This is a genomic window from Vibrio navarrensis, from assembly GCF_000764325.1.
In the GTDB taxonomy this organism is placed as follows: Bacteria; Pseudomonadota; Gammaproteobacteria; order Enterobacterales; family Vibrionaceae; genus Vibrio; species Vibrio navarrensis.
The window spans coordinates 780,713-799,924 of sequence record NZ_JMCG01000002.1 but is presented as its reverse complement, the minus strand read 5'-3'; the positions used below and the strand labels follow the sequence as shown (position 1 = coordinate 799,924).

16 protein-coding genes and 1 pseudogene are annotated in these 19,212 nt (G+C 49.8%); 16 read left to right on the top strand and 1 reads right to left on the bottom strand.

Annotated features, from left to right (window positions below; all coding sequences use genetic code 11):
• Nucleotides 1–93 precede the first annotated feature (93 nt).
• The 13 genes and pseudogenes from rlmD to rpoS form a co-directional block, all read left to right on the top strand.
• Nucleotides 94–1,410: a 23S rRNA (uracil(1939)-C(5))-methyltransferase RlmD gene (gene rlmD / locus EA26_RS17965; protein WP_039430483.1), complete on the top strand. Its 1,317-nt coding sequence runs from the start codon at nt 94–96 to the stop codon at nt 1,408–1,410.
• Nucleotides 1,411–1,502: 92 nt separating this feature from the next.
• Entirely contained in the window at nt 1,503–3,722 is a 2,220-nt protein-coding gene (relA, locus tag EA26_RS17960) for a GTP diphosphokinase (protein ID WP_039430482.1), read from the top strand.
• A 95-nt stretch (nt 3,723–3,817) separates the two neighbouring features.
• The gene (gene mazG / locus EA26_RS17955; RefSeq protein WP_039430481.1) at nt 3,818–4,615 is read left to right on the top strand and encodes a nucleoside triphosphate pyrophosphohydrolase; all 798 of its coding nucleotides are present in this window, start codon (nt 3,818–3,820) and stop codon (nt 4,613–4,615) included.
• Nucleotides 4,616–4,817: 202 nt separating this feature from the next.
• Nucleotides 4,818–6,455 carry a CTP synthase gene (pyrG, locus tag EA26_RS17950; protein WP_039430480.1) on the top strand — a complete coding sequence of 546 codons (1,638 nt, stop codon included), beginning with the start codon at nt 4,818–4,820 and terminating at the stop codon, nt 6,453–6,455.
• 77 nt (nt 6,456–6,532) lie between these two features.
• Complete coding sequence (gene eno / locus EA26_RS17945; RefSeq protein WP_039430479.1) at nt 6,533–7,834, top strand: phosphopyruvate hydratase; 1,302 nt, start codon at nt 6,533–6,535, stop codon at nt 7,832–7,834.
• 481 nt (nt 7,835–8,315) lie between these two features.
• The gene (gene ftsB, locus EA26_RS17940) at nt 8,316–8,597 is read left to right on the top strand and encodes a cell division protein FtsB (protein ID WP_039430478.1); all 282 of its coding nucleotides are present in this window, start codon (nt 8,316–8,318) and stop codon (nt 8,595–8,597) included.
• Between the two features lies 1 nt (nt 8,598).
• A complete protein-coding gene (ispD, locus tag EA26_RS17935; protein WP_039430477.1) occupies nt 8,599–9,303 on the top strand; it encodes a 2-C-methyl-D-erythritol 4-phosphate cytidylyltransferase in 705 nt (234 codons plus the stop codon).
• 3 nt (nt 9,304–9,306) lie between these two features.
• Entirely contained in the window at nt 9,307–9,783 is a 477-nt protein-coding gene (gene ispF / locus EA26_RS17930; protein ID WP_039430476.1) for a 2-C-methyl-D-erythritol 2,4-cyclodiphosphate synthase, read from the top strand.
• A gap of 34 nt (nt 9,784–9,817) precedes the next feature.
• Nucleotides 9,818–10,864 (top strand): tRNA pseudouridine(13) synthase TruD, encoded by a 1,047-nt coding sequence (gene truD, locus EA26_RS17925; RefSeq protein WP_039431670.1) that lies wholly within the window; start codon nt 9,818–9,820, stop codon nt 10,862–10,864.
• 2 nt (nt 10,865–10,866) lie between these two features.
• Nucleotides 10,867–11,643: a 5'/3'-nucleotidase SurE gene (gene surE / locus EA26_RS17920; protein WP_039431668.1), complete on the top strand. Its 777-nt coding sequence runs from the start codon at nt 10,867–10,869 to the stop codon at nt 11,641–11,643.
• A complete protein-coding gene (locus EA26_RS17915) occupies nt 11,636–12,262 on the top strand; it encodes a protein-L-isoaspartate(D-aspartate) O-methyltransferase (protein WP_039430475.1) in 627 nt (208 codons plus the stop codon). Before surE ends, EA26_RS17915 begins: the two co-directional genes overlap by 8 nt.
• A 15-nt stretch (nt 12,263–12,277) precedes the next feature.
• The gene (locus EA26_RS17910; protein WP_039430474.1) at nt 12,278–13,201 is read left to right on the top strand and encodes a peptidoglycan DD-metalloendopeptidase family protein; all 924 of its coding nucleotides are present in this window, start codon (nt 12,278–12,280) and stop codon (nt 13,199–13,201) included.
• 86 nt (nt 13,202–13,287) lie between these two features.
• Nucleotides 13,288–14,235: pseudogene (gene rpoS / locus EA26_RS21225) on the top strand (RNA polymerase sigma factor RpoS); the annotation flags it as partial.
• Here rpoS and mutS read toward each other — a convergent pair.
• Nucleotides 14,212–16,737 (bottom strand): DNA mismatch repair protein MutS, encoded by a 2,526-nt coding sequence (mutS, locus tag EA26_RS17905; protein WP_052079820.1) that lies wholly within the window; start codon nt 16,735–16,737, stop codon nt 14,212–14,214. The pseudogene rpoS and the gene mutS overlap by 24 nt on opposite strands.
• A gap of 81 nt (nt 16,738–16,818) precedes the next feature.
• Between mutS and pncC the strand changes: the two genes are divergently transcribed.
• The 3 genes from pncC (at nt 16,819) to recX (ending at nt 19,050) form a co-directional block, all read left to right on the top strand.
• Entirely contained in the window at nt 16,819–17,310 is a 492-nt protein-coding gene (gene pncC / locus EA26_RS17900; RefSeq protein ID WP_039430473.1) for a nicotinamide-nucleotide amidase, read from the top strand.
• Between the two features lie 176 nt (nt 17,311–17,486).
• Nucleotides 17,487–18,533, top strand: a complete 1,047-nt coding sequence (gene recA / locus EA26_RS17895) for a recombinase RecA (RefSeq protein ID WP_039430472.1) — start codon at nt 17,487–17,489, stop codon at nt 18,531–18,533.
• Nucleotides 18,534–18,591: 58 nt separating this feature from the next.
• Nucleotides 18,592–19,050, top strand: a complete 459-nt coding sequence (recX, locus tag EA26_RS17890) for a recombination regulator RecX (RefSeq protein ID WP_039430471.1) — start codon at nt 18,592–18,594, stop codon at nt 19,048–19,050.
• The last annotated feature ends 162 nt before the right edge of the window (nt 19,051–19,212 follow it).

The following is a 19,212-nucleotide window of genomic DNA, read 5'->3' as shown; positions in this document are numbered from 1 at the left end:
CATAATCAGATCATCCTGTGGGTACAACGGCGGCGCTAAAGAATAGTGACGCTGTGAGGACAAATTTGAGCAATTTATTTCAGGCATTAGAGCATGGCACGTTTTTTCCAACCGAAAAAGAAAACGCAACCGGATTTCAAGCATCTGCAAGTGCAGATTGAAAGGCTGGACAACCAAGGCGCGGGTATCGCCTATCTCAAGCAAAAACCGCTGTTTATTGAAGGAACGCTGCCGGGGGAAACCGTGGTGACGCAACTGGTGGAAGAGAAGAGTAAATTCGCCCGTGGCAAACTGATCAAAGTGCTGCAAGCCAGTGAGCAGCGCATCGAGCCTTTTTGTCCGCACTACGGTCAATGCGGTGGCTGCGACATGCAGCATCTCAACTATCCGGCGCAGTTGGAATACAAACAGGCGGCATTGCTGCAATTGATGAAAAAATTCGCCGGACGTGAAATCGAACTCGCTCCTGTCGTGACTGGGCCTGACCAAGGCTATCGCCGCCGCGCTCGCTTTAGCCTGATGCAGGATAAGAAAACGCGCCAACTGCAATTTGGCTTTCGCCGCAAACAGAGTAAGCAGATTGAGAACATCACTGCTTGCCCGGTATTGGCCGCGCCGCTCAACCAGATTTTGCCTGAACTGAAAGCGCTACTAAGTGGCTTTGATAAACCGGAAACTTTGGGCCATGTTGAACTGGTCGCAGCCGATAATGGCGTTGTGGTGGCACTGCGTCACACGGCGAAGTTGGCGGCGCAAGATGAAACCGCGCTGGTGCAGTTTGCGACGAAACATGCGCTAACACTTTATCTCATGCCGGAAAGTGACCAGCTCGATCGCATTGTTGGCGAGCAGCCTTACTATCAGGAATGCACAGTCAAGGTCCCTTTTGCGCCGAACAACTTTATTCAGGTCAACCCGCATATCAACCAGAAAATGGTCGCGCAAGCATTGGAATGGCTTGAGCCACAAGCCGATGATCGCGTGCTGGATCTCTTCTGCGGCCTTGGTAATTTCAGCTTGCCTCTGGCGAGCAAAGCCAAGCAAGTCATCGGAGTGGAAGGGGTCGCGCAAATGGTCAACAATGCCGCCGAGAACGCGGCGTTGAACCAGATCAATAACGCGCAATTTTTTCACGCTAATCTTGAGGCGGATTTTATCGGCCAACCTTGGGCAAGCGAGCAGTTTGACAAAATTCTACTCGATCCCGCTCGGGCTGGTGCAAGCGGCATCATCGATCAGGTATCCGTATTGGGTGCGAAAAGAGTGGTTTATGTTTCGTGTAATCCTGCTACCCTTGCAAGGGACAGTCAGAGCCTGCTTACGCAGGGCTATACCTTAACCAAATTGGCGATGCTGGATATGTTTCCACATACCAGTCACCTTGAGTCGATGGCACTGTTTGAGAAGTAACTCAGTGCAAAATGTCATCACTCAGGCGAAGCAAAGCGAACTAACCCGGATGCAGTTAGTCGAAACGAACAAAGAATAATTAGGATGACAAGATGGTTGCGGTAAGAAGCGCACATTTGAACCCCAAAGAGCAGTTTGAATTGGAAAGCTGGGTTGCCAGCTTGAAACAGGATAACAGCATCTCCACTCGCTTGATTGAAGTGTATCGTCACTGCCAGGCCATCTTGGCTGGCCATGAACAGGCCGAGCTGCTGTTGTGGCGTGGACGGGAGATGATCGAGATCTTGGTCACTTTATCGATGGATAAAGCGACGCTGGTGGCCGCACAGCTGTTTCCTTTGGTTTCAAGTGGTGCTTTTGCCCGTGAAGCGCTGGAAGAAGAGTACAGCAAAGAGATCATTAAGCTGATTGATGGCGTGGATGAAATGGCCGCTATTGGTCAGTTGAACATCACATTGGAAGGCAGTGCGGGTTCCGCTCAGGTGGACAACGTCCGCCGTATGCTGTTGGCCATGGTGGATGATTTTCGCTGCGTAGTGATTAAACTCGCAGAGCGGATTTGCAACCTGATTGAAGTCAAACAAGCGCCGGACGACGTGCGCCGCGCGGCGGCAAAAGAGTGTGCCAATATCTATGCGCCGCTGGCGAACCGTTTGGGGATCGGTCAGCTCAAGTGGGAAATCGAAGATTACGCCTTCCGCTACCAGCAGCCAGACACCTACAAACAGATCGCCAAGCAACTGGCGGAGCGACGCATCGTTCGCGAGCAGTACATCAAGGATTTCGTCGAAGATCTCTCTTTAGAGATGAAAACGTGCGGCATCAAGGCCGAAGTCAGCGGGCGACCGAAACACATTTACAGCATCTGGCGCAAAATGCAGAAGAAGGGGCTCGCCTTTGATGAGCTGTTTGATGTGCGCGCTGTGCGCATTATTGCCGACAAACTGCAAGATTGTTATGCCGCGCTCGGTGTGGTGCACACCAAGTATAAACATTTGCCTAGCGAGTTTGACGATTACGTTGCTAACCCTAAACCCAACGGCTATCAGTCGATCCACACGGTGATTTTGGGCCCAGAAGGGAAAACCATCGAAATCCAGATCCGTACCAAGCAGATGCATGAAGAGTCTGAACTTGGGGTTGCGGCCCACTGGAAATACAAAGAAGGCAGCAGCGCCCGCAGCGGCTATGACGAGAAAATCACTTGGCTACGTAAACTGCTTGATTGGCAGGAAGAGATGTCCGATTCGGGTGAGATGCTCGATGAGTTGCGTAGTCAGGTGTTTGATGATCGTGTCTACGCCTTTACTCCGCGTGGTGATGTGGTCGATTTGCCGATGGGAGCGACGCCGCTTGATTTCGCCTATCATATTCACTCCGAAGTTGGCCATCGCTGTATTGGTGCCAAAGTCGCTGGGCGCATCGTGCCGTTCACCCACAAACTGCACATGGGCGATCAGGTCGAAATCATCACCCAGAAGGAGCCTAACCCTTCGCGTGATTGGCTCAACCCATCGCTGGGTTTTGTTACCTCGGGGCGTGCACGCGCCAAGATCAACGCGTGGTTCCGCAAGCAAAGCCGCGAGAAAAACCTCGAAGCAGGGCGCGAGATTTTAGAGCACGAGTTAGCGAAGATTGGCGCCACGCTGAAAGATGCGGAGCAATACGCGCTCAAGCGTTTCAACATGAATACGTCGGACGAGCTGTATGTTGGGGTCGGCAGTGGTGATTTGCGTATCAACCAGATCGTCAACCATATCAATGCCTTGGTGAATAAACCGACCGCGGAAGAAGAAGACAAACAAGCGCTAGAAAAACTGCAGGAAGCGGAAAGCAAAGGCGCATCGCCAAGTCGCCCGCGCAAAGATGCTGTGGTGGTCGAGGGAGTGGATAACCTAATGACCCACCTCGCGCGCTGTTGCCAACCGATCCCGGGCGATGAGATCTGCGGTTACATCACCCAAGGTCGTGGCATCTCGGTGCACCGCAGCGATTGTGAACAGTTGGACGAATTGCGCCATCACGCACCAGAGCGGATCATCGACACCGTTTGGGGACGTGGTGTGGTCGGCTCTTACATGCTGACGGTGCGTGTGGAAGCGATGGAGCGTAGTGGCCTGCTGAAAGACATTACCACCATGCTGGCGAACGAGAAAATAAAAGTGATCAGCATGAAGAGTCGCATGGACTATCGCACTCATCTGAATGTGATGGACTTTGAGCTTGAGGTGTCTAACATCGAAGTGCTCAACCGCATCATGAAGCGGGTCGAGCAAGTACGCGATGTGATGTCAGTCAAACGACTCTGCTGATCGCAAATCGTTTCAATGAGAGGCGAGTAGTGCAGACTACTCGCCTTTTTTACAAATGCATTTTTTACAAACGAATTGTCTACAAAGGAAGCAAAATGACTCATCCAATCGAACAGTTAGAACAGATCATGGCCAAGCTGCGCGACCCTGAAAATGGCTGCCCGTGGGATCGTAAGCAAACTTTTGACAGCGTGGTGCCTCACACTATCGAAGAAACCTATGAAGTGGTGGATGCGATTCACAAGCAAGATTGGTCCAATCTCAAAGAGGAGCTTGGTGATTTACTGTTTCAGGTGATTTTTTACAGCCAGATCGCGAAAGAGCAGGGTCTGTTTGACTTCTCGCAGGTGGTGGAAACGGTCAATGAGAAACTCACGCGTCGCCACCCGCACGTGTTCGCAGAGCAGGAATTTACGGATGAAGCGGAGCTCAATGCCAACTGGGAAGCCGAAAAAATAAAAGAGAAAGCCTTAGCAGGCAAAAGCGAAGAAAGTATTCTAGACTCTATACCAGCTTCGCTTCCGGCATTATTACGTGCCACAAAGATGCAGAAAAAGTGTGCGCGCTACGGTTTTGATTGGGACTCACTTGGCCCTGTGGTAGACAAGGTGCGCGAGGAAGTGGATGAAGTGATGGAAGAGGCGCTGCAAGTGGATGTGCAAGCGGACAAAGTGGAGTTGGAACTGGGTGACTTACTGTTTGCGACGGTCAATCTGGCCCGGCATCTTTCGGTTAATCCTGAAGTGGCGCTGGCCAAAGCCAACCTCAAGTTTGCTCGTCGATTTCGCGCTGTCGAGCAGCGAGTTGCTGCGTGTGGCAAAACACTGAGCGAGTGCAGTTTGCAAGAATTGGACGGGTTTTGGGATCAGGTAAAAGCCCAAGAGAAGGGCTAAAAATCGGCAGATAAAGTGGCAAAAAAAGGGCTCAACTAATTTCCCACAGGCTTGATTGCTGTTAGTTCACTTTGATTTGAAGCAAAAAATAAAAAATTGGCGTGTGATAGATTTCACGTTGTGGCGGTTAGGGTCTTCTGGTATATTTTCGTCCCGTCCAGAAGAAATCCATTTCCCTCATTCAACCAATTTCAGGTTAAACATGACGACAAATTACATTTTTGTTACTGGCGGGGTTGTATCCTCTCTAGGTAAAGGTATTGCAGCAGCATCCCTAGCAGCGATCTTAGAAGCACGTGGTCTTAAAGTGACCATCATGAAGCTTGATCCATACATCAACGTTGACCCAGGCACCATGAGCCCAACTCAACACGGTGAAGTATTCGTTACGGAAGATGGCGCTGAAACCGACCTAGACCTTGGTCACTACGAGCGTTTCATCCGCACTAAGATGACTAAGCGCAACAACTTTACTGCAGGTCGTGTTTACTCAGACGTTCTGGCGAAAGAGCGTCGTGGTGACTACCTAGGTGCCACCATTCAGGTTATTCCTCATATCACCAACTCGATTAAAGACCGCGTTATTGCTGGCGCAGAAGGTCACGATGTGGCTATCGTTGAGATCGGCGGTACTGTGGGTGATATCGAGTCGCTGCCATTTATGGAAGCCATCCGTCAGCTAGCGGTTGAAATTGGCCGTGAGCGTGCCATGTTCATGCACTTGACGCTGGTACCTTACCTAGCGGTAGCAGGCGAAGTAAAAACCAAACCAACTCAACACTCAGTGAAAGAGCTGCTGTCTATCGGTATTCAGCTAGACATTCTCGTTTGCCGCAGCGATCGTATGATCCCAGCGAACGAGCGTAAGAAGATCGCACTGTTCTGTAACGTTCCTGAGAAAGCGGTGATTTCAATGAAGGACGTGGATTCTATCTACAAAATCCCTCAGTTGATCAAATCACAAGGTTTGGATGATCTGGTGTGTGCTCGTTTTGGTATCAAAGCGCCAGACGCGGACCTGTCTGAATGGGAACAGGTGATTTACGAAGAAGCTAACCCAACCGGTGAAGTCACCATCGGCATGGTTGGCAAATACATCGAACTGCCAGATGCGTATAAATCGGTAAACGAAGCGCTTAAACATGCAGGTCTGAAAAATCGCTTGAGCGTTAACATTAAATATGTAGACTCTCAGGACGTAGAAACCAAAGGCGTTGAAGTTCTGCAGGGACTTGACGCGATCCTTGTACCTGGTGGCTTCGGCGACCGTGGTATCGAAGGCAAGATTCTGGCGGCGAAATACGCTCGTGAGAACAAAGTTCCTTACCTAGGTATTTGCTTAGGTATGCAAGTTGCTCTGATTGAATACGCGCGCAACGTTGCGGGTATGGAAGGAGCACACTCAACAGAATTTAATAAAGACACCAAGTACCCAGTAGTCGGTTTGATTACTGAGTGGGTAGATAGCGAAGGTAACGTTGAAGAGCGTACTGAATCTTCTGATCTTGGTGGTACCATGCGTTTAGGTTCGCAACTTTGCCACCTAGCGAAAGGCACGAAAGCGCGTGAATTGTACGGTAGCGATACGATCCATGAACGTCACCGCCACCGTTATGAAGTGAATAACAATCTTCGTCCTCAAATTGAAAAAGCGGGCCTAAAAGTCTCTGGCCTGTCAGCGGACAAGAAACTGGTTGAGATGATCGAGAACCCGAACCACCCATGGTTTGTTGCGGCTCAGTTCCACCCAGAGTTCACCTCAACGCCACGTGACGGGCATCCACTGTTTTCTGGCTTTATCAAAGCAGCGGGTGAAAATGCGCGCGGCGAACTGAAGTAAAAGGATACGGGCGGTCGCGAAGGTTGTGCGGCGGCCCTTTAAATTTGACATTTATATTTAAACGAGAGGAAACATTAATGTCTAAGATCGTTAAAGTTCTAGGTCGTGAAATCATCGACTCACGTGGTAACCCTACTGTTGAAGCTGAAGTACACCTAGAAGGCGGTTTCGTAGGTATGGCTGCGGCTCCATCTGGCGCATCTACTGGTTCTCGCGAAGCGCTTGAACTGCGTGACGGCGACAAAGCTCGTTTCCTAGGTAAAGGCGTACTGAAAGCTCTTGCTGCAGTAAATGGCCCAATCGCAGATGCTCTGGTTGGCAAAGATGCAAAAGACCAAGCAACTGTTGACCAAATCATGATCGACCTAGACGGTACTGATAACAAATCTAACTTTGGTGCAAACGCAATCCTAGCGGTTTCTCTAGCAAACGCCAAAGCGGCGGCTGCATCAAAAGGCATGCCTCTATACGAGCACATCGCTGAGCTAAACGGCACTGCGGGTCAATTCTCTATGCCTCTACCAATGATGAACATCATCAACGGTGGTGAGCACGCAGACAACAACGTTGACATCCAAGAGTTCATGATCCAGCCAGTTGGCGCGAAAACTCTGAAAGAAGCCGTTCGCATGGGCGCGGAAGTATTCCACAACCTAGCGAAAGTTCTGAAATCTAAAGGCTACAACACCGCTGTTGGTGACGAAGGTGGTTTCGCTCCTAACCTAAAATCTAACGCTGAAGCGCTAGAAGTTATTGCTGAAGCAGTAGCAGCAGCTGGTTACACTCTAGGTACTGACATCACTCTAGCGATGGACTGTGCAGCGTCTGAGTTTTACGATGCAGAGAAGAAAGAGTACAACCTGAAAGGCGAAGGCCGCATCTTCACTTCTAACGGTTTCTCTGACTTCCTAGAAGAGCTAACTGAGAAGTTCCCAATCGTTTCTATCGAAGACGGTCTAGACGAGTCTGACTGGGAAGGTTTCGCATACCAAACTGAGAAACTGGGCAAGAAAATCCAGATCGTTGGTGACGACCTGTTCGTAACGAACACTAAGATCCTAAAAGAAGGTATCGAGAAAGGCATCGCCAACTCTATCCTAATCAAGTTCAACCAAATCGGTTCTCTAACTGAGACTCTAGCTGCAATCAAGATGGCTAAAGACGCAGGTTACACAGCAGTAATCTCTCACCGTTCTGGCGAAACTGAAGATGCAACTATCGCTGACCTAGCGGTAGGTACTGCAGCAGGTCAAATCAAGACTGGTTCTATGAGCCGTTCTGACCGTGTTGCTAAGTACAACCAACTGATCCGTATCGAGGAAGCGCTAGGTGAGCGTGCACCTTTCAACGGTCTTAAAGAAGTGAAAGGCCAAGCTTAATTCCTAATTGAATTAATTGCTTAGATTGAAGCTTTAAAAACACCCTGCGTTTGCGGGGTGTTTTTTTATCGATAGGAAAGCGCACGGTGAGCGCGCACCCCCATGTTTCAAAGAAGCGGTCTTAAAGAAGTGAAAGGCCAAGCTTAATTCTAATCGCTTAGATTGAAGCTTTAAAAACACCCTGCGTTTGCGGGGTGTTTTTTTATCGATAGGAAAGCGCACGGTGAGCGCGCACCCCCATGTTTCAAAGAAGCGGCCTTAAAGAAGTGAAAGGTCAAGCTTAATTCCTAATTGAATTAATCGCTTAGATTGAAGCTTTAAAAACACCCTGCGTTTGCGGGGTGTTTTTTTATCTAGAGGAAAACTCACGCTAAGCACGCTCCCCTTGTTGCACTAACCCTCTATAGAGCCAACCCGCTAATTGTGCTATAAAAAGGGCTTCATAACTCTTTCCTCTGATAGGCCACAAGTAAAATCGCTCATGCGTCTGTTTATTTTAGTTTTGACACTGCTATTTGCGCTGCTGCAATACACACTCTGGTTTGGTAAAAACGGTGTGTCGGATTATTACGCCACCGAGCGTGATATCGAAGTCCAGCAACAAGTGAACAGCAAGTTACAGTCGCGTAATAGCGAAATGTATGCAGAAATTGATGATCTCAAACAGGGGTTGGATGCCATTGAAGAGCGCGCCAGACATGAACTCGGCATGGTGAAAGAAGGCGAAACCTTCTACCGTCTTGTCGGTGAGGAAAATCAATAAGATGCCGAAAAAGACTCCATCTTTAGTTGCGATAGTTCCTGCTGCCGGAGTGGGCAGTAGGATGCAAGCCGACCGTCCCAAGCAATATTTATCCATCGGCGAGCGCACCGTGTTGGAACACACCTTGAATAAGCTGCTAGCGCATCCGTTGATCGCGCAGGTGGTGGTCGCGATCAGCGATGATGACCCTTATTTTGCCCAGTTGCCGATAGCAAATTCGCCGCAAGTGATCCGAGTCAGTGGCGGTAAAGAGCGCGCGGATTCGGTGCTTTCTGGCCTTAAATATGTGCAAACGCATCTAGAGGCAAAATGGGTTTTAGTGCATGACGCGGCGAGGCCCTGTGTTTCGCTTGACGATATCGATGCCTTGATCAGCGCCTGCTTGGTTCATCCGGTTGGCGGGATTTTGGCCACCCCTGTGCGTGACACGATGAAGCGCGCTAACGCAGAGCGGAACATTGACCATACGGTCTCTCGTGACGCCCTTTGGCACGCATTAACGCCGCAAATGTTTCAAACTCAGACGTTGACCGTCGCGCTTGAGCAGGCACTAGCCCACAATGTGGCCATTACCGATGAAGCCTCCGCCTTGGAGTGGCAGGGGCGACAACCCGTCTTAATTCCCGGTAAAGCGACCAATATTAAAATTACTCAGCCAGAAGATCTGGCGTTAGCGGAATTCTATTTAAGCCGAGCAGAAGGATAAACAATGATTCGAATTGGCCATGGTTTTGATGTGCACAAATTTGGTGGAGAAGGCCCCGTGATTATTGGCGGGGTTAAAGTGCCTTATGAGCAAGGGTTGATCGCGCATTCGGATGGGGATGTGGCCCTGCACGCCCTCAGCGATGCCTTGCTTGGCGCGATTGCTGCGGGCGACATTGGTCGTCATTTCCCTGACACCGATGATCAATGGAAAGGTGCCGACAGCCGTGAATTGTTGAAAGATGTTTATCGCCGAGTGAAAGAACAAGGCTATCGTCTGGGCAATGCTGATATCACTATTATCGCCCAAGCGCCGAAAATGGCCCCTTACATTGAGGCCATGTGTCAAGCAATAGCAGAGGATCTGCAAACTGAGGTTGGCAATATTAATGTGAAGGCAACAACTACCGAACGTTTAGGTTTCACCGGACGTAAAGAAGGCATTGCAACGGAAGCCGTTGTATTGTTGATTAAAGAATAAATCGTTTACAAGCTGCATGGCAGTGGAAAAAAGCATGACAGATATCCTCGCTTCTTTGGCATACCTCGCGGGTAAGCCGACGGCACAAGCCAAAATCAAAGCCAAACCTGAGCACTTTCAAGTCAAAGAGGATTTGGGTTTTTCCTTCACCGGTGAAGGTGAGCATCTGATGGTGCATATCCGAAAAACGGGGGAAAACACCAGTTTTGTCGCCAATGAGTTGGCAAAGGTGTGCGGGGTACCATCGCAAAACGTTAGTTGGGCTGGCCTTAAAGATCGCCATGCCGTGACAGAGCAATGGTTGAGTGTCCATCTGCCTACTGGCGGCATTCCCAACTTTGCAGCCTTCCTCGCTCAGTATCCGAGCATCGAAATTTTGGCCGTGACTCGTCACAATAAGAAGCTTCGCCCAGGCGATTTGGTCGGCAACGAGTTTGTGGTGACCTTAAGCGAAGTGACGGATGTGGCGGATGTAGAACGTCGTTTAGAGCGCATCCAACAGGTTGGTGTACCAAACTATTTTGGTAGCCAGCGCTTTGGTCGCGATGGCAATAATCTTGATGAGGCTCGCCGCTGGGGGAGAGAAAATGTGCGCACTCGCAACCAAAATAAACGCAGCATGTACTTATCGACAGCACGCTCGTGGATTTTCAATCGCATCGTGTCCGATCGCTTGCAGCAAGGGATCTTTGACCATGTGATCGAAGGGGATGTTGTCTTGTCTCAAGCGGGGCAAGAAACGATCGATGCAGCGGCTTTGCCTCAGGCTCAAGCGCGCTTTGAACGTGGAGAGGTGATGATTAGTGCGGCCTTAGCGGGCGACAACGCACTGCCCACACAAGCTTCGGCGCTGGCACTAGAGCAGCCGATACTGGATGAAGAAACGGATTTGATGGCGTTGATTCGCGGCAATCGCATGCGCCATGACCGACGAGCCATAAGCTTGAAACCACAAAACCTCACTTGGTCAGTGGTAGGAGATGAGATAACGCTGCGTTTTGCACTGGATGCAGGCTCCTTTGCGACTTCGATTGTGCGTGAATTAGTGCAGGAAATAGCGTTCGAAAGAGAGTACCAATAATGATGGATGAAAAGCAGAATAAACCGTTACGGATTCTACTGAGCAATGACGATGGCGTGTTTGCCGAGGGGATTAACGCGTTAGCCGATGAATTGCGTGAGATAGCACAGGTGATTGTTGTGGCACCAGATAGAAACCGCTCTGGCGCGTCAAACTCTTTGACGTTAGAGCAACCATTACGTGTTAATCGCATTGGTGACGATGTTTATTCTGTGCAGGGCACACCGACCGATTGTGTGCACTTTGCGCTCAATGAGTTGCTAAAAGATGATTTGCCGGATCTGGTACTGAGCGGGATCAATCACGGTGCAAATCTAGGCGATGACGTGCTCTATTCTGGTACTGTGGCGGCGGCAATGGAGGGACATTTTCTCGGTGTTCAGTCCATCGCTTTTTCTCTGGTCGGCAAGCACCATTTTTCCAGCGCAGCTAAAATAGCGCGTCAGTTGGTTGAGCAACATTTAACTAGCCCGATTCCAACCAATCGTCTGTTGAACGTCAACATTCCTGATCGGCCATTTGAGCAGTTGCAGCAAATTGAAGTCACCCGATTAGGCGCTCGTCATCACGCTGAAAACATGATTAAACAACAAGATCCTCGCGGTCACACGATTTATTGGCTCGGCCCTCCAGGGAAAGAGCAAGATGCGGGTATGGGTACCGATTTCTTTGCGATTGAGCAAGATGTCGTGTCGATTACGCCTTTGCAAGTGGATCTGACCGCGCATGAGTCGCTACGGGCGATGGACGATTGGTTAAAGGATGCAAGCCATGAGTAATCCACACGCAGGTCGTTTGGTGCAGTTTCTTGTTGCCCAAGGTATCCAAGATCAAGCGGTATTGGAGGCGGTTCATCGTATCCCAAGGGAAAATTTTGTCTCTCAGGCAATGATGCATCAGGCCTATGACAACAACGCATTGCCGATTGGACAAGGTCAGACCATTTCTCAGCCTTACATTGTGGCAAAGATGACCGAGCTTTTACGCCTCAAAAGGGACAGTAAAGTGCTGGAGATCGGAACGGGTTCGGGTTATCAAACCGCCGTGCTGGCGCTACTGGTGGATCATGTCTACTCTGTTGAGCGAATTAAAGCGCTGCAATGGGAAGCGAAGCGCCGACTTAAGCAGTTGGATATCTATAATATCTCCACCAAACATGGTGATGGCTGGCAGGGCTGGGAAAGTAAAGGCCCATTTGATGCCATTATTGTTACGGCGGCGGCGGAAAATGTGCCACATGCCTTAATAGAGCAATTAGCACAAGGGGGGCGACTGGTGATCCCTGTGGGTACCGAAGAGCAGCTGCTGCTGTGCATTGAACGCCGTGGTGATCAAATTACCTCTAGCGTGATTGAAAGCGTCAACTTTGTTCCCTTAGTCGCTGGCGAACTGGCGTAGGGGTAGCGAGTGAGTGTGAGCCTTTTTAGGACATTTCAATTAGTTAGTTTACTTGGTGTGGTGCAGTTAGTGGGCTGCGCAGCACACTCGCCTGCGCCCGTTTCAGGGTTAGAGAAAGACTATTCATCTGTAGAGCGCGGCAGCTATCGAGGCAGCTACTATGAAGTGGAAAAAGGGGACACGCTCTATTTCATTTCTTATGTCACAAATAAAGATGTAAATGATCTCATCCGTTACAACAACCTTTCGCCGCCGTACACCATCTTCCCAGGGCAAAAACTCAAACTTTGGGGGCCTGCATACGTTGCCCCCACATTTGGCAATCTGGCCGAAGCTGCACCAGTTATAGTTTCTGCGCCTGTTGCCCCGACGAAAAGCGCGCCAGTTTCTCCTCCTGAAACGTTAAAATCGAGTAAAAACTCTATCGAAAAAAGTGAGCAAAAGCCGCTTGAAGTGGTTAAAAAAGATTCATCTGGGAAGGTTGAACAATCCAAATCAAAGGAGTATGTTGAGCCTAAAGGTAAAGAAAATGTTATTCCAACAGCAAAACCAGCCCAACCAGATAATGACAAAATAGCCAAGTGGTTGTGGCCAACAAAAGGGAGAGTTATCAAGAATTTCTCTGCGGGAGAACAAGGAAACAAAGGGATTGATATTGCAGGACAGCGAGGTCAATCGATAGTCTCAACCGCAGCAGGAGTCGTAGTTTATTCAGGTAATGCGCTGCGTGGATACGGTAATCTGATTATCGTGAAACATAATGATAACTACTTAAGCGCTTACGCTCACAACGATCGGTTGCTAGTAACGGAAGGACAAAGTGTCGCTGCCGGGCAAAAAATCGCTACCATGGGTAGCTCTGGCGCCAAATCTGTACGCTTGCACTTTGAAATCCGCTACCAAGGTAAGTCGGTGAATCCAAATCGCTATTTACCTTAATGAAAACTTTGAAAAACAACTTGCGACATAACTAGCAGCGGCATAGCTAAATACCATGCCTTGCTAACTCGCCAGGGGGAGGCGTTATGAGTAACAGCAATGCAGTAACCAAAGTTGATGATTTCGATATTGATCAAATGGATGTAGAGTTGAACGACTCTGATATCGAAGTTAGCGATAAAGAAGACAACAGTTCCGATACCAATGCCGCACTCAGAGAAGAGTTTGATGCCAGCAACAAAAGCTTGGATGCGACTCAGCTTTACCTCGGAGAGATCGGTTTCTCACCTCTACTGACCGCAGAAGAAGAAGTACTTTACGCTCGACGCGCATTGCGTGGGGATGAAGCAGCACGTAAACGTATGATTGAAAGCAACTTACGTTTGGTTGTGAAGATTTCTCGCCGCTACAGCAACCGTGGATTAGCGTTACTTGATCTGATTGAAGAGGGGAACCTTGGCCTGATCAGAGCGGTGGAAAAATTTGACCCAGAGCGTGGCTTCCGCTTCTCTACTTACGCCACTTGGTGGATTCGTCAAACCATCGAACGCGCACTGATGAATCAGACTCGGACCATCCGTTTACCTATCCATGTTGTCAAAGAGCTGAACATCTATCTGCGTACCGCACGCGAGTTGTCGCAAAAACTCGACCACGAACCTACGGCAGAAGAGATCGCTTCTCAACTGGATATCCCGGTTGAAGATGTCAGCAAAATGCTGCGCCTCAACGAGCGGATTAGCTCTGTCGATACACCGATTGGTGGTGACGGGGAAAAAGCGCTACTGGATATTATTCCCGATGCGAACAACTCCGATCCTGAAGTGTCAACTCAGGATGAGGATATGCGCAACTCACTGATTTTCTGGTTAGAAGAGCTAAATCCGAAACAGAAAGAAGTGTTGGCGCGTCGCTTTGGATTGCTTGGTTATGAGCCATCGACTCTCGAAGAAGTGGGCAAAGAGATTGGCTTGACGCGTGAACGCGTGCGTCAGATCCAAGTTGAAGGGCTACGCAGATTGCGTGAGATCATCAGGATCAATACTCGCCAGTGCTTGTTCCACTTCGCTTGGCTCAGGTATCAAGCTAAGCTGATTGGCTACATCCACCATAGCTGGTCTTGCCGTGACATCACCTTTGCTCAACTGCTCTAATTGAGACAGTTTCTGCCGCGCATTTTTGATCACCGTTTTAGGTACGCCAGCGAGCCCCGCTACCGCTAAGCCGTAAGATTTGCTGGCAGCGCCTTCCTGCACAGCATGCATAAAGGCAATACTATCGCCATGCTCTACCGCGTCCAAATGCACATTGGCCAAGTGGGGCAGTTGGTTGGGGAGTTCGGTCAATTCAAAATAGTGCGTAGCAAACAGAGTGAGAGCGCCAATCTGAGTCGCTAGCCACTGCGCACTGGCCCACGCAAGGGAAAGACCATCGTAAGTGCTGGTGCCGCGACCAATTTCATCCATCAGTACCAAGCTATTTTGTGTTGCGTTGTGCAAAATATTAGCGGTTTCTGTCATCTCGACCATGAAAGTCGAACGGCCAGACGCCAGATCATCAGAAGCGCCGATGCGGGTGAAAATGCGATCCACTGAGCCGATGGTTGCGGATTGTGCCGGGACGTAAGAGCCAATGTGTGCCATAAGCGCAATTAGCGCGGTTTGGCGCATATAGGTCGATTTACCACCCATGTTTGGTCCCGTGATGATCAGCATTTTGCGCTGGGCATGCAGCTCAATGGGGTTGGCAATAAAAGGTTCACTGCTCACTTGCTCAACCACCGGATGGCGACCAGCAGAAATGTAGATGCCTGCTTCTTTGGTCAAACTGGGGCGACAGTAGTCGAGCGTGTCTGCCCGCTCTGCGAGATTTTGCAGCACATCAAGCTGGGCAATCGCACTGGCCAAACTTTGCAGACGCTCAAGATGCGGCATCAGCAGGTCAAACAGTTCTTCCCAAAGTTGCTTTTCCAGTGCCAACGCTTTGGATCTGGAATTGAGTACCTTGTCTTCGTGTTCTTTCAATGCCGGAATAATATAGCGCTCGGCATTTTTTAGCGTTTGTCGGCGTACGTAATGAGGTGGGACTAAATGGCTTTGGCCGCGGCTGACCTGAATGTAAAAGCCATGCACATTGTTGTAGCCAACTTTGAGGGTGTCGATGCCGTGACGATCGCGCTCTTCGGCTTCAAGCTGCTCCAAGTATTCGGTTGCGCCATCGGCAAGGTTGCGCCATTCATCCAGTTCAGCATTGTAGCCGCTGGCTATCACCCCGCCTTCGCGGATCACCACTGGCGGATTCTCTTTGATCGCCTGTTCAAGAAGGAGGCAAACGTCGTCGATTGGAGCCGCATCTTGGCTCAACTGACGTAAATGAGGATGAGTTAGGTTGGCTAGCTCGCTCTCCAAATCAGGCAGTTGCTGCATTGCATGTCGTAGCCTTGCCATGTCTCGAGGGCGCGCTGAGCGCAGTGCTAAGCGGGCGAGAATACGTTCAATGTCGCCGATTTGTTTGAAAATAGGTTGGAGTTCGGCAAAGCATGCTTGCTCTTTGATCTCACCGATGGCGTCTAAACGTGCGTTGAGCGTATCGAGATCACGCATGGGTTGATGGATCCAGCGTTTGAGCATGCGGCTGCCCATAGGCGTTGCACAGTGATCCAACACCGACGACAGGGTATTTTCCGTGCCTCCCGCGAGATTCTGCGTCAGCTCCAGATTGCGGCGCGTGGCGGCGTCTAAAATCACGGAATGATCTTGGCGATCGTAAGTGAGCGAGCGGATATGCGGCAGAGCGGTGCGCTGGGTATCTTTGACGTACTGGATCAAACAACCCGCCGCACAAAGGCCGAGCTTGGCATGTTCAACCCCAAAGCCGACTAAATCACGCGTGGCAAATTGTTGATTGAGCTGCTGTTTAGCGGTATCTAGCTCGAACTCCCAAACCGGGCGGCGGCGATTGCCTTTCCGGTTGGCCATTAAATGCACAGGTTCGAAATCTTCCGGAAAGAGTAATTCCCGCGGTGAAGTGCGCTGTAACTCAGCCGCCATCGCTTCTTCGCTTTGCGGTTCTGAGAGCTGAAAACGGCCCGAAGTGACATCCAAAGTGGCATAGCCAAATTTGCCATTGTGGCAGTAAATAGCGGCGATAAGGTTATCGAGACGTTCAGACAGCAGCGCTTCGTCGGTCACAGTTCCGGGCGTGACAATGCGCACCACTTTGCGTTCAACAGGCCCTTTGCTGGTGGCAGGATCGCCAATCTGCTCACAGATGGCGACGGATTCACCCAATTGCACCAGCTTAGCGAGATACCCTTCAACCGCATGAAATGGCACGCCTGCCATTGGAATGGGCTCACCGGCTGAAGCGCCTCGTTTGGTCAACGAGATGTCTAACAGTTGGGAAGCACGCTTCGCGTCGTCGTAAAACAACTCATAGAAGTCCCCCATACGGTAAAACAGCAAGATCTCCGGATTCTCAGCTTTCAGCTTGAGATATTGCTGCATCATTGGCGTGTGTTGTTGTTCGGCTTTCACGTCGTTGGTCTTTTGTTTGTCTGAAATGAGGCTTAGGATACGTGAATCACATACAGGCGAAAAGAGATAGCAGGTATTTCAATGACGGTTTCTATCACAGCACTTTCGGGCCAACTTGGCGAACAACTCAAACAGCACAAACAGATCCTAGCGACCGCAGAGTCGTGTACTGGCGGCGGTGTCGCGAGTGCGATAACTGACATTGCCGGCAGTTCTGGTTGGTTTGATCGGGCGTTTGTCACCTACAGCAATGACGCGAAAATGGAAATGCTGGGGGTGAGCGCTGAGAGCTTAGAGCAGCATGGCGCAGTCAGTGAGGAAGTTGTCGAAGAAATGGCGAAAGGGGCATTAAACCACTCCTGCGCGACGATAGCGATAGCGATCAGCGGCATTGCTGGGCCAGACGGTGGTACGGCGATTAAACCTGTCGGCACAGTGTGTTTTGCTTGGTTGGATAAAAGTGGCTGGCTGAGAAAAGAAACTTGTCTTTTCTCCGGCGACAGAGCCGCTATCCGTCAGGCGGCGGTTTTGCACGCCCTGCAAGTGGTGAGCGATTATCTGACCACCAAATAGTCGGATGCGATAAAGATCTCGCTGTGGGCAATCAAGGTCATTTTTTTTCATACAGGGGTGGACACTGTATGAATCAACAGTATAATGACTGGCAATTGTTGAGCAGGACGAAGCCGATTCAGCCTGCATAAAAGTTTCTAAGTGGTTGCCTTGCGACGACACAATCGGAGAAAGTAATGGACGAGAATAAACAAAAAGCGCTCGCCGCTGCGCTAGGTCAGATCGAAAAGCAGTTTGGTAAAGGCTCTATCATGCGCTTAGGCGACAACCGTGCGATGGATGTCGAAACGATTTCTACGGGCTCTCTTTCTCTGGACATCGCACTAGGCGCTGGCGGCCTGCCAATGGGTCGTATTGTCGAAATCTTTGGCCCAGAATCATCCGGTAAAACCACATTAACACTTGAGCTGATTGCCGCTGCGCAACGTGAAGGTAAAACCTGTGCTTTCATCGATGCGGAACACGCGCTCGACCCTGTTTATGCGAAAAAACTGGGTGTTAACATTGACCAGCTGCTGGTCTCTCAGCCTGACACGGGCGAGCAAGCGCTGGAAATCTGTGACGCTTTGGCACGCTCTGGTGCAGTCGACGTGATTGTTGTTGACTCCGTTGCTGCCTTGACACCAAAAGCCGAGATCGAAGGTGAGATGGGCGATTCGCACATGGGGCTACAGGCTCGTATGCTCTCTCAAGCGATGCGTAAACTCACTGGCAACCTTAAGCAATCTAACTGTATGTGTATCTTCATCAACCAGATCCGTATGAAGATCGGTGTGATGTTTGGTAACCCAGAGACCACAACGGGTGGTAACGCGCTGAAATTCTACGCTTCTGTTCGTTTGGATATCCGTCGTACGGGGTCTATCAAAGAAGGCGACGAAGTGGTGGGTAACGAAACGCGTATCAAAGTAGTGAAAAACAAGATCGCGGCGCCATTTAAAGAAGCCAATACTCAGATTATGTATGGTCAAGGCTTTAACCGTGAAGGTGAGCTGATTGATCTCGGCGTGAAATGTAAGCTGATCGAGAAATCAGGCGCTTGGTACAGCTATAACGGCGATAAGATCGGCCAAGGTAAAGCAAATGCCTGTAAGTATCTGAAAGAACACGTTGATGTGGCGAAAGTATTGGATACCAAACTGCGTGAAATGCTGCTCTCTGCCACCCCGCTAGAAGGCGCGGAACTGGCAGATGAAGCGCCAGAGCAAGAAGAAGAGTTTTAATCATCTTAGCGATATCTCAAAGCCCTGCAGTGCAGGGCTTTTTTACAGGTCAATTTTTATGTATTCCCATTATTCGACGGCGCAAACGTGCAAAGAGGCAGCGATTCAACTCCTGAGTCGGCGCGACCATGGTCAATATGAGTTAAGGCAGAAGCTGATCGCCAAAGGTTACGCCAGTGAAGAAGCCGATACAGTAATTGCTTTCTGTGTTGAACATGGTTACTTGGATGAGCTGCGCTTTGCCGAGAGTCAAATCCGTCAGCATGTCGCAAAAGGGCACGGGGAGCGTCGAATTCGCCAAGAGCTGACGCAAAAACGCGTCGCTGATGTCATCATTGAACAAGCGTTGCTCAATGAACCTCAAGATTGGTTTGAATTAGCAAAACAGACCGCATGGAAAAAGTTTAAAGGCCAGCAGGCGAGTGATCAAAAAGCCTATGCCAAACAAGTACGCTTTCTTCAATATCGAGGCTTTTCCTTTGAGCAAATCAGCTATGCACTTTCTGAGGAAGAGTAACTCTCCATGCAGTTGATTGCGTCCGGTTTCTTGCCCGTCAGCTGTGAATAAGTATTATTTTTCTGCCTATTTACGGTTTTTCCATTTCATATCGTCTTTTCCGCAAGAAAACTAGTCGAAGCTTTAAGCATGATCTACAATACGGCAAAATTCTAACTCGAC

Bases quoted from the DNA above. Each gene is read 5' to 3' on its own strand.
- rlmD (WP_039430483.1), top strand. From the start codon at position 94: ATGGCACGTTTTTTCCAACCGAAAAAGAAAACGCAACCGGATTTCAAG.
- relA (WP_039430482.1), top strand. From the start codon at position 1,503: ATGGTTGCGGTAAGAAGCGCACATTTGAACCCCAAAGAGCAGTTTGAA.
- mazG (WP_039430481.1), top strand. From the start codon at position 3,818: ATGACTCATCCAATCGAACAGTTAGAACAGATCATGGCCAAGCTGCGC.
- pyrG (WP_039430480.1), top strand. From the start codon at position 4,818: ATGACGACAAATTACATTTTTGTTACTGGCGGGGTTGTATCCTCTCTA.
- eno (WP_039430479.1), top strand. From the start codon at position 6,533: ATGTCTAAGATCGTTAAAGTTCTAGGTCGTGAAATCATCGACTCACGT.
- ftsB (WP_039430478.1), top strand. From the start codon at position 8,316: ATGCGTCTGTTTATTTTAGTTTTGACACTGCTATTTGCGCTGCTGCAA.
- ispD (WP_039430477.1), top strand. From the start codon at position 8,599: ATGCCGAAAAAGACTCCATCTTTAGTTGCGATAGTTCCTGCTGCCGGA.
- ispF (WP_039430476.1), top strand. From the start codon at position 9,307: ATGATTCGAATTGGCCATGGTTTTGATGTGCACAAATTTGGTGGAGAA.
- truD (WP_039431670.1), top strand. From the start codon at position 9,818: ATGACAGATATCCTCGCTTCTTTGGCATACCTCGCGGGTAAGCCGACG.
- surE (WP_039431668.1), top strand. From the start codon at position 10,867: ATGGATGAAAAGCAGAATAAACCGTTACGGATTCTACTGAGCAATGAC.
- EA26_RS17915 (WP_039430475.1), top strand. From the start codon at position 11,636: ATGAGTAATCCACACGCAGGTCGTTTGGTGCAGTTTCTTGTTGCCCAA.
- pncC (WP_039430473.1), top strand. From the start codon at position 16,819: ATGACGGTTTCTATCACAGCACTTTCGGGCCAACTTGGCGAACAACTC.
- recA (WP_039430472.1), top strand. From the start codon at position 17,487: ATGGACGAGAATAAACAAAAAGCGCTCGCCGCTGCGCTAGGTCAGATC.
- recX (WP_039430471.1), top strand. From the start codon at position 18,592: ATGTATTCCCATTATTCGACGGCGCAAACGTGCAAAGAGGCAGCGATT.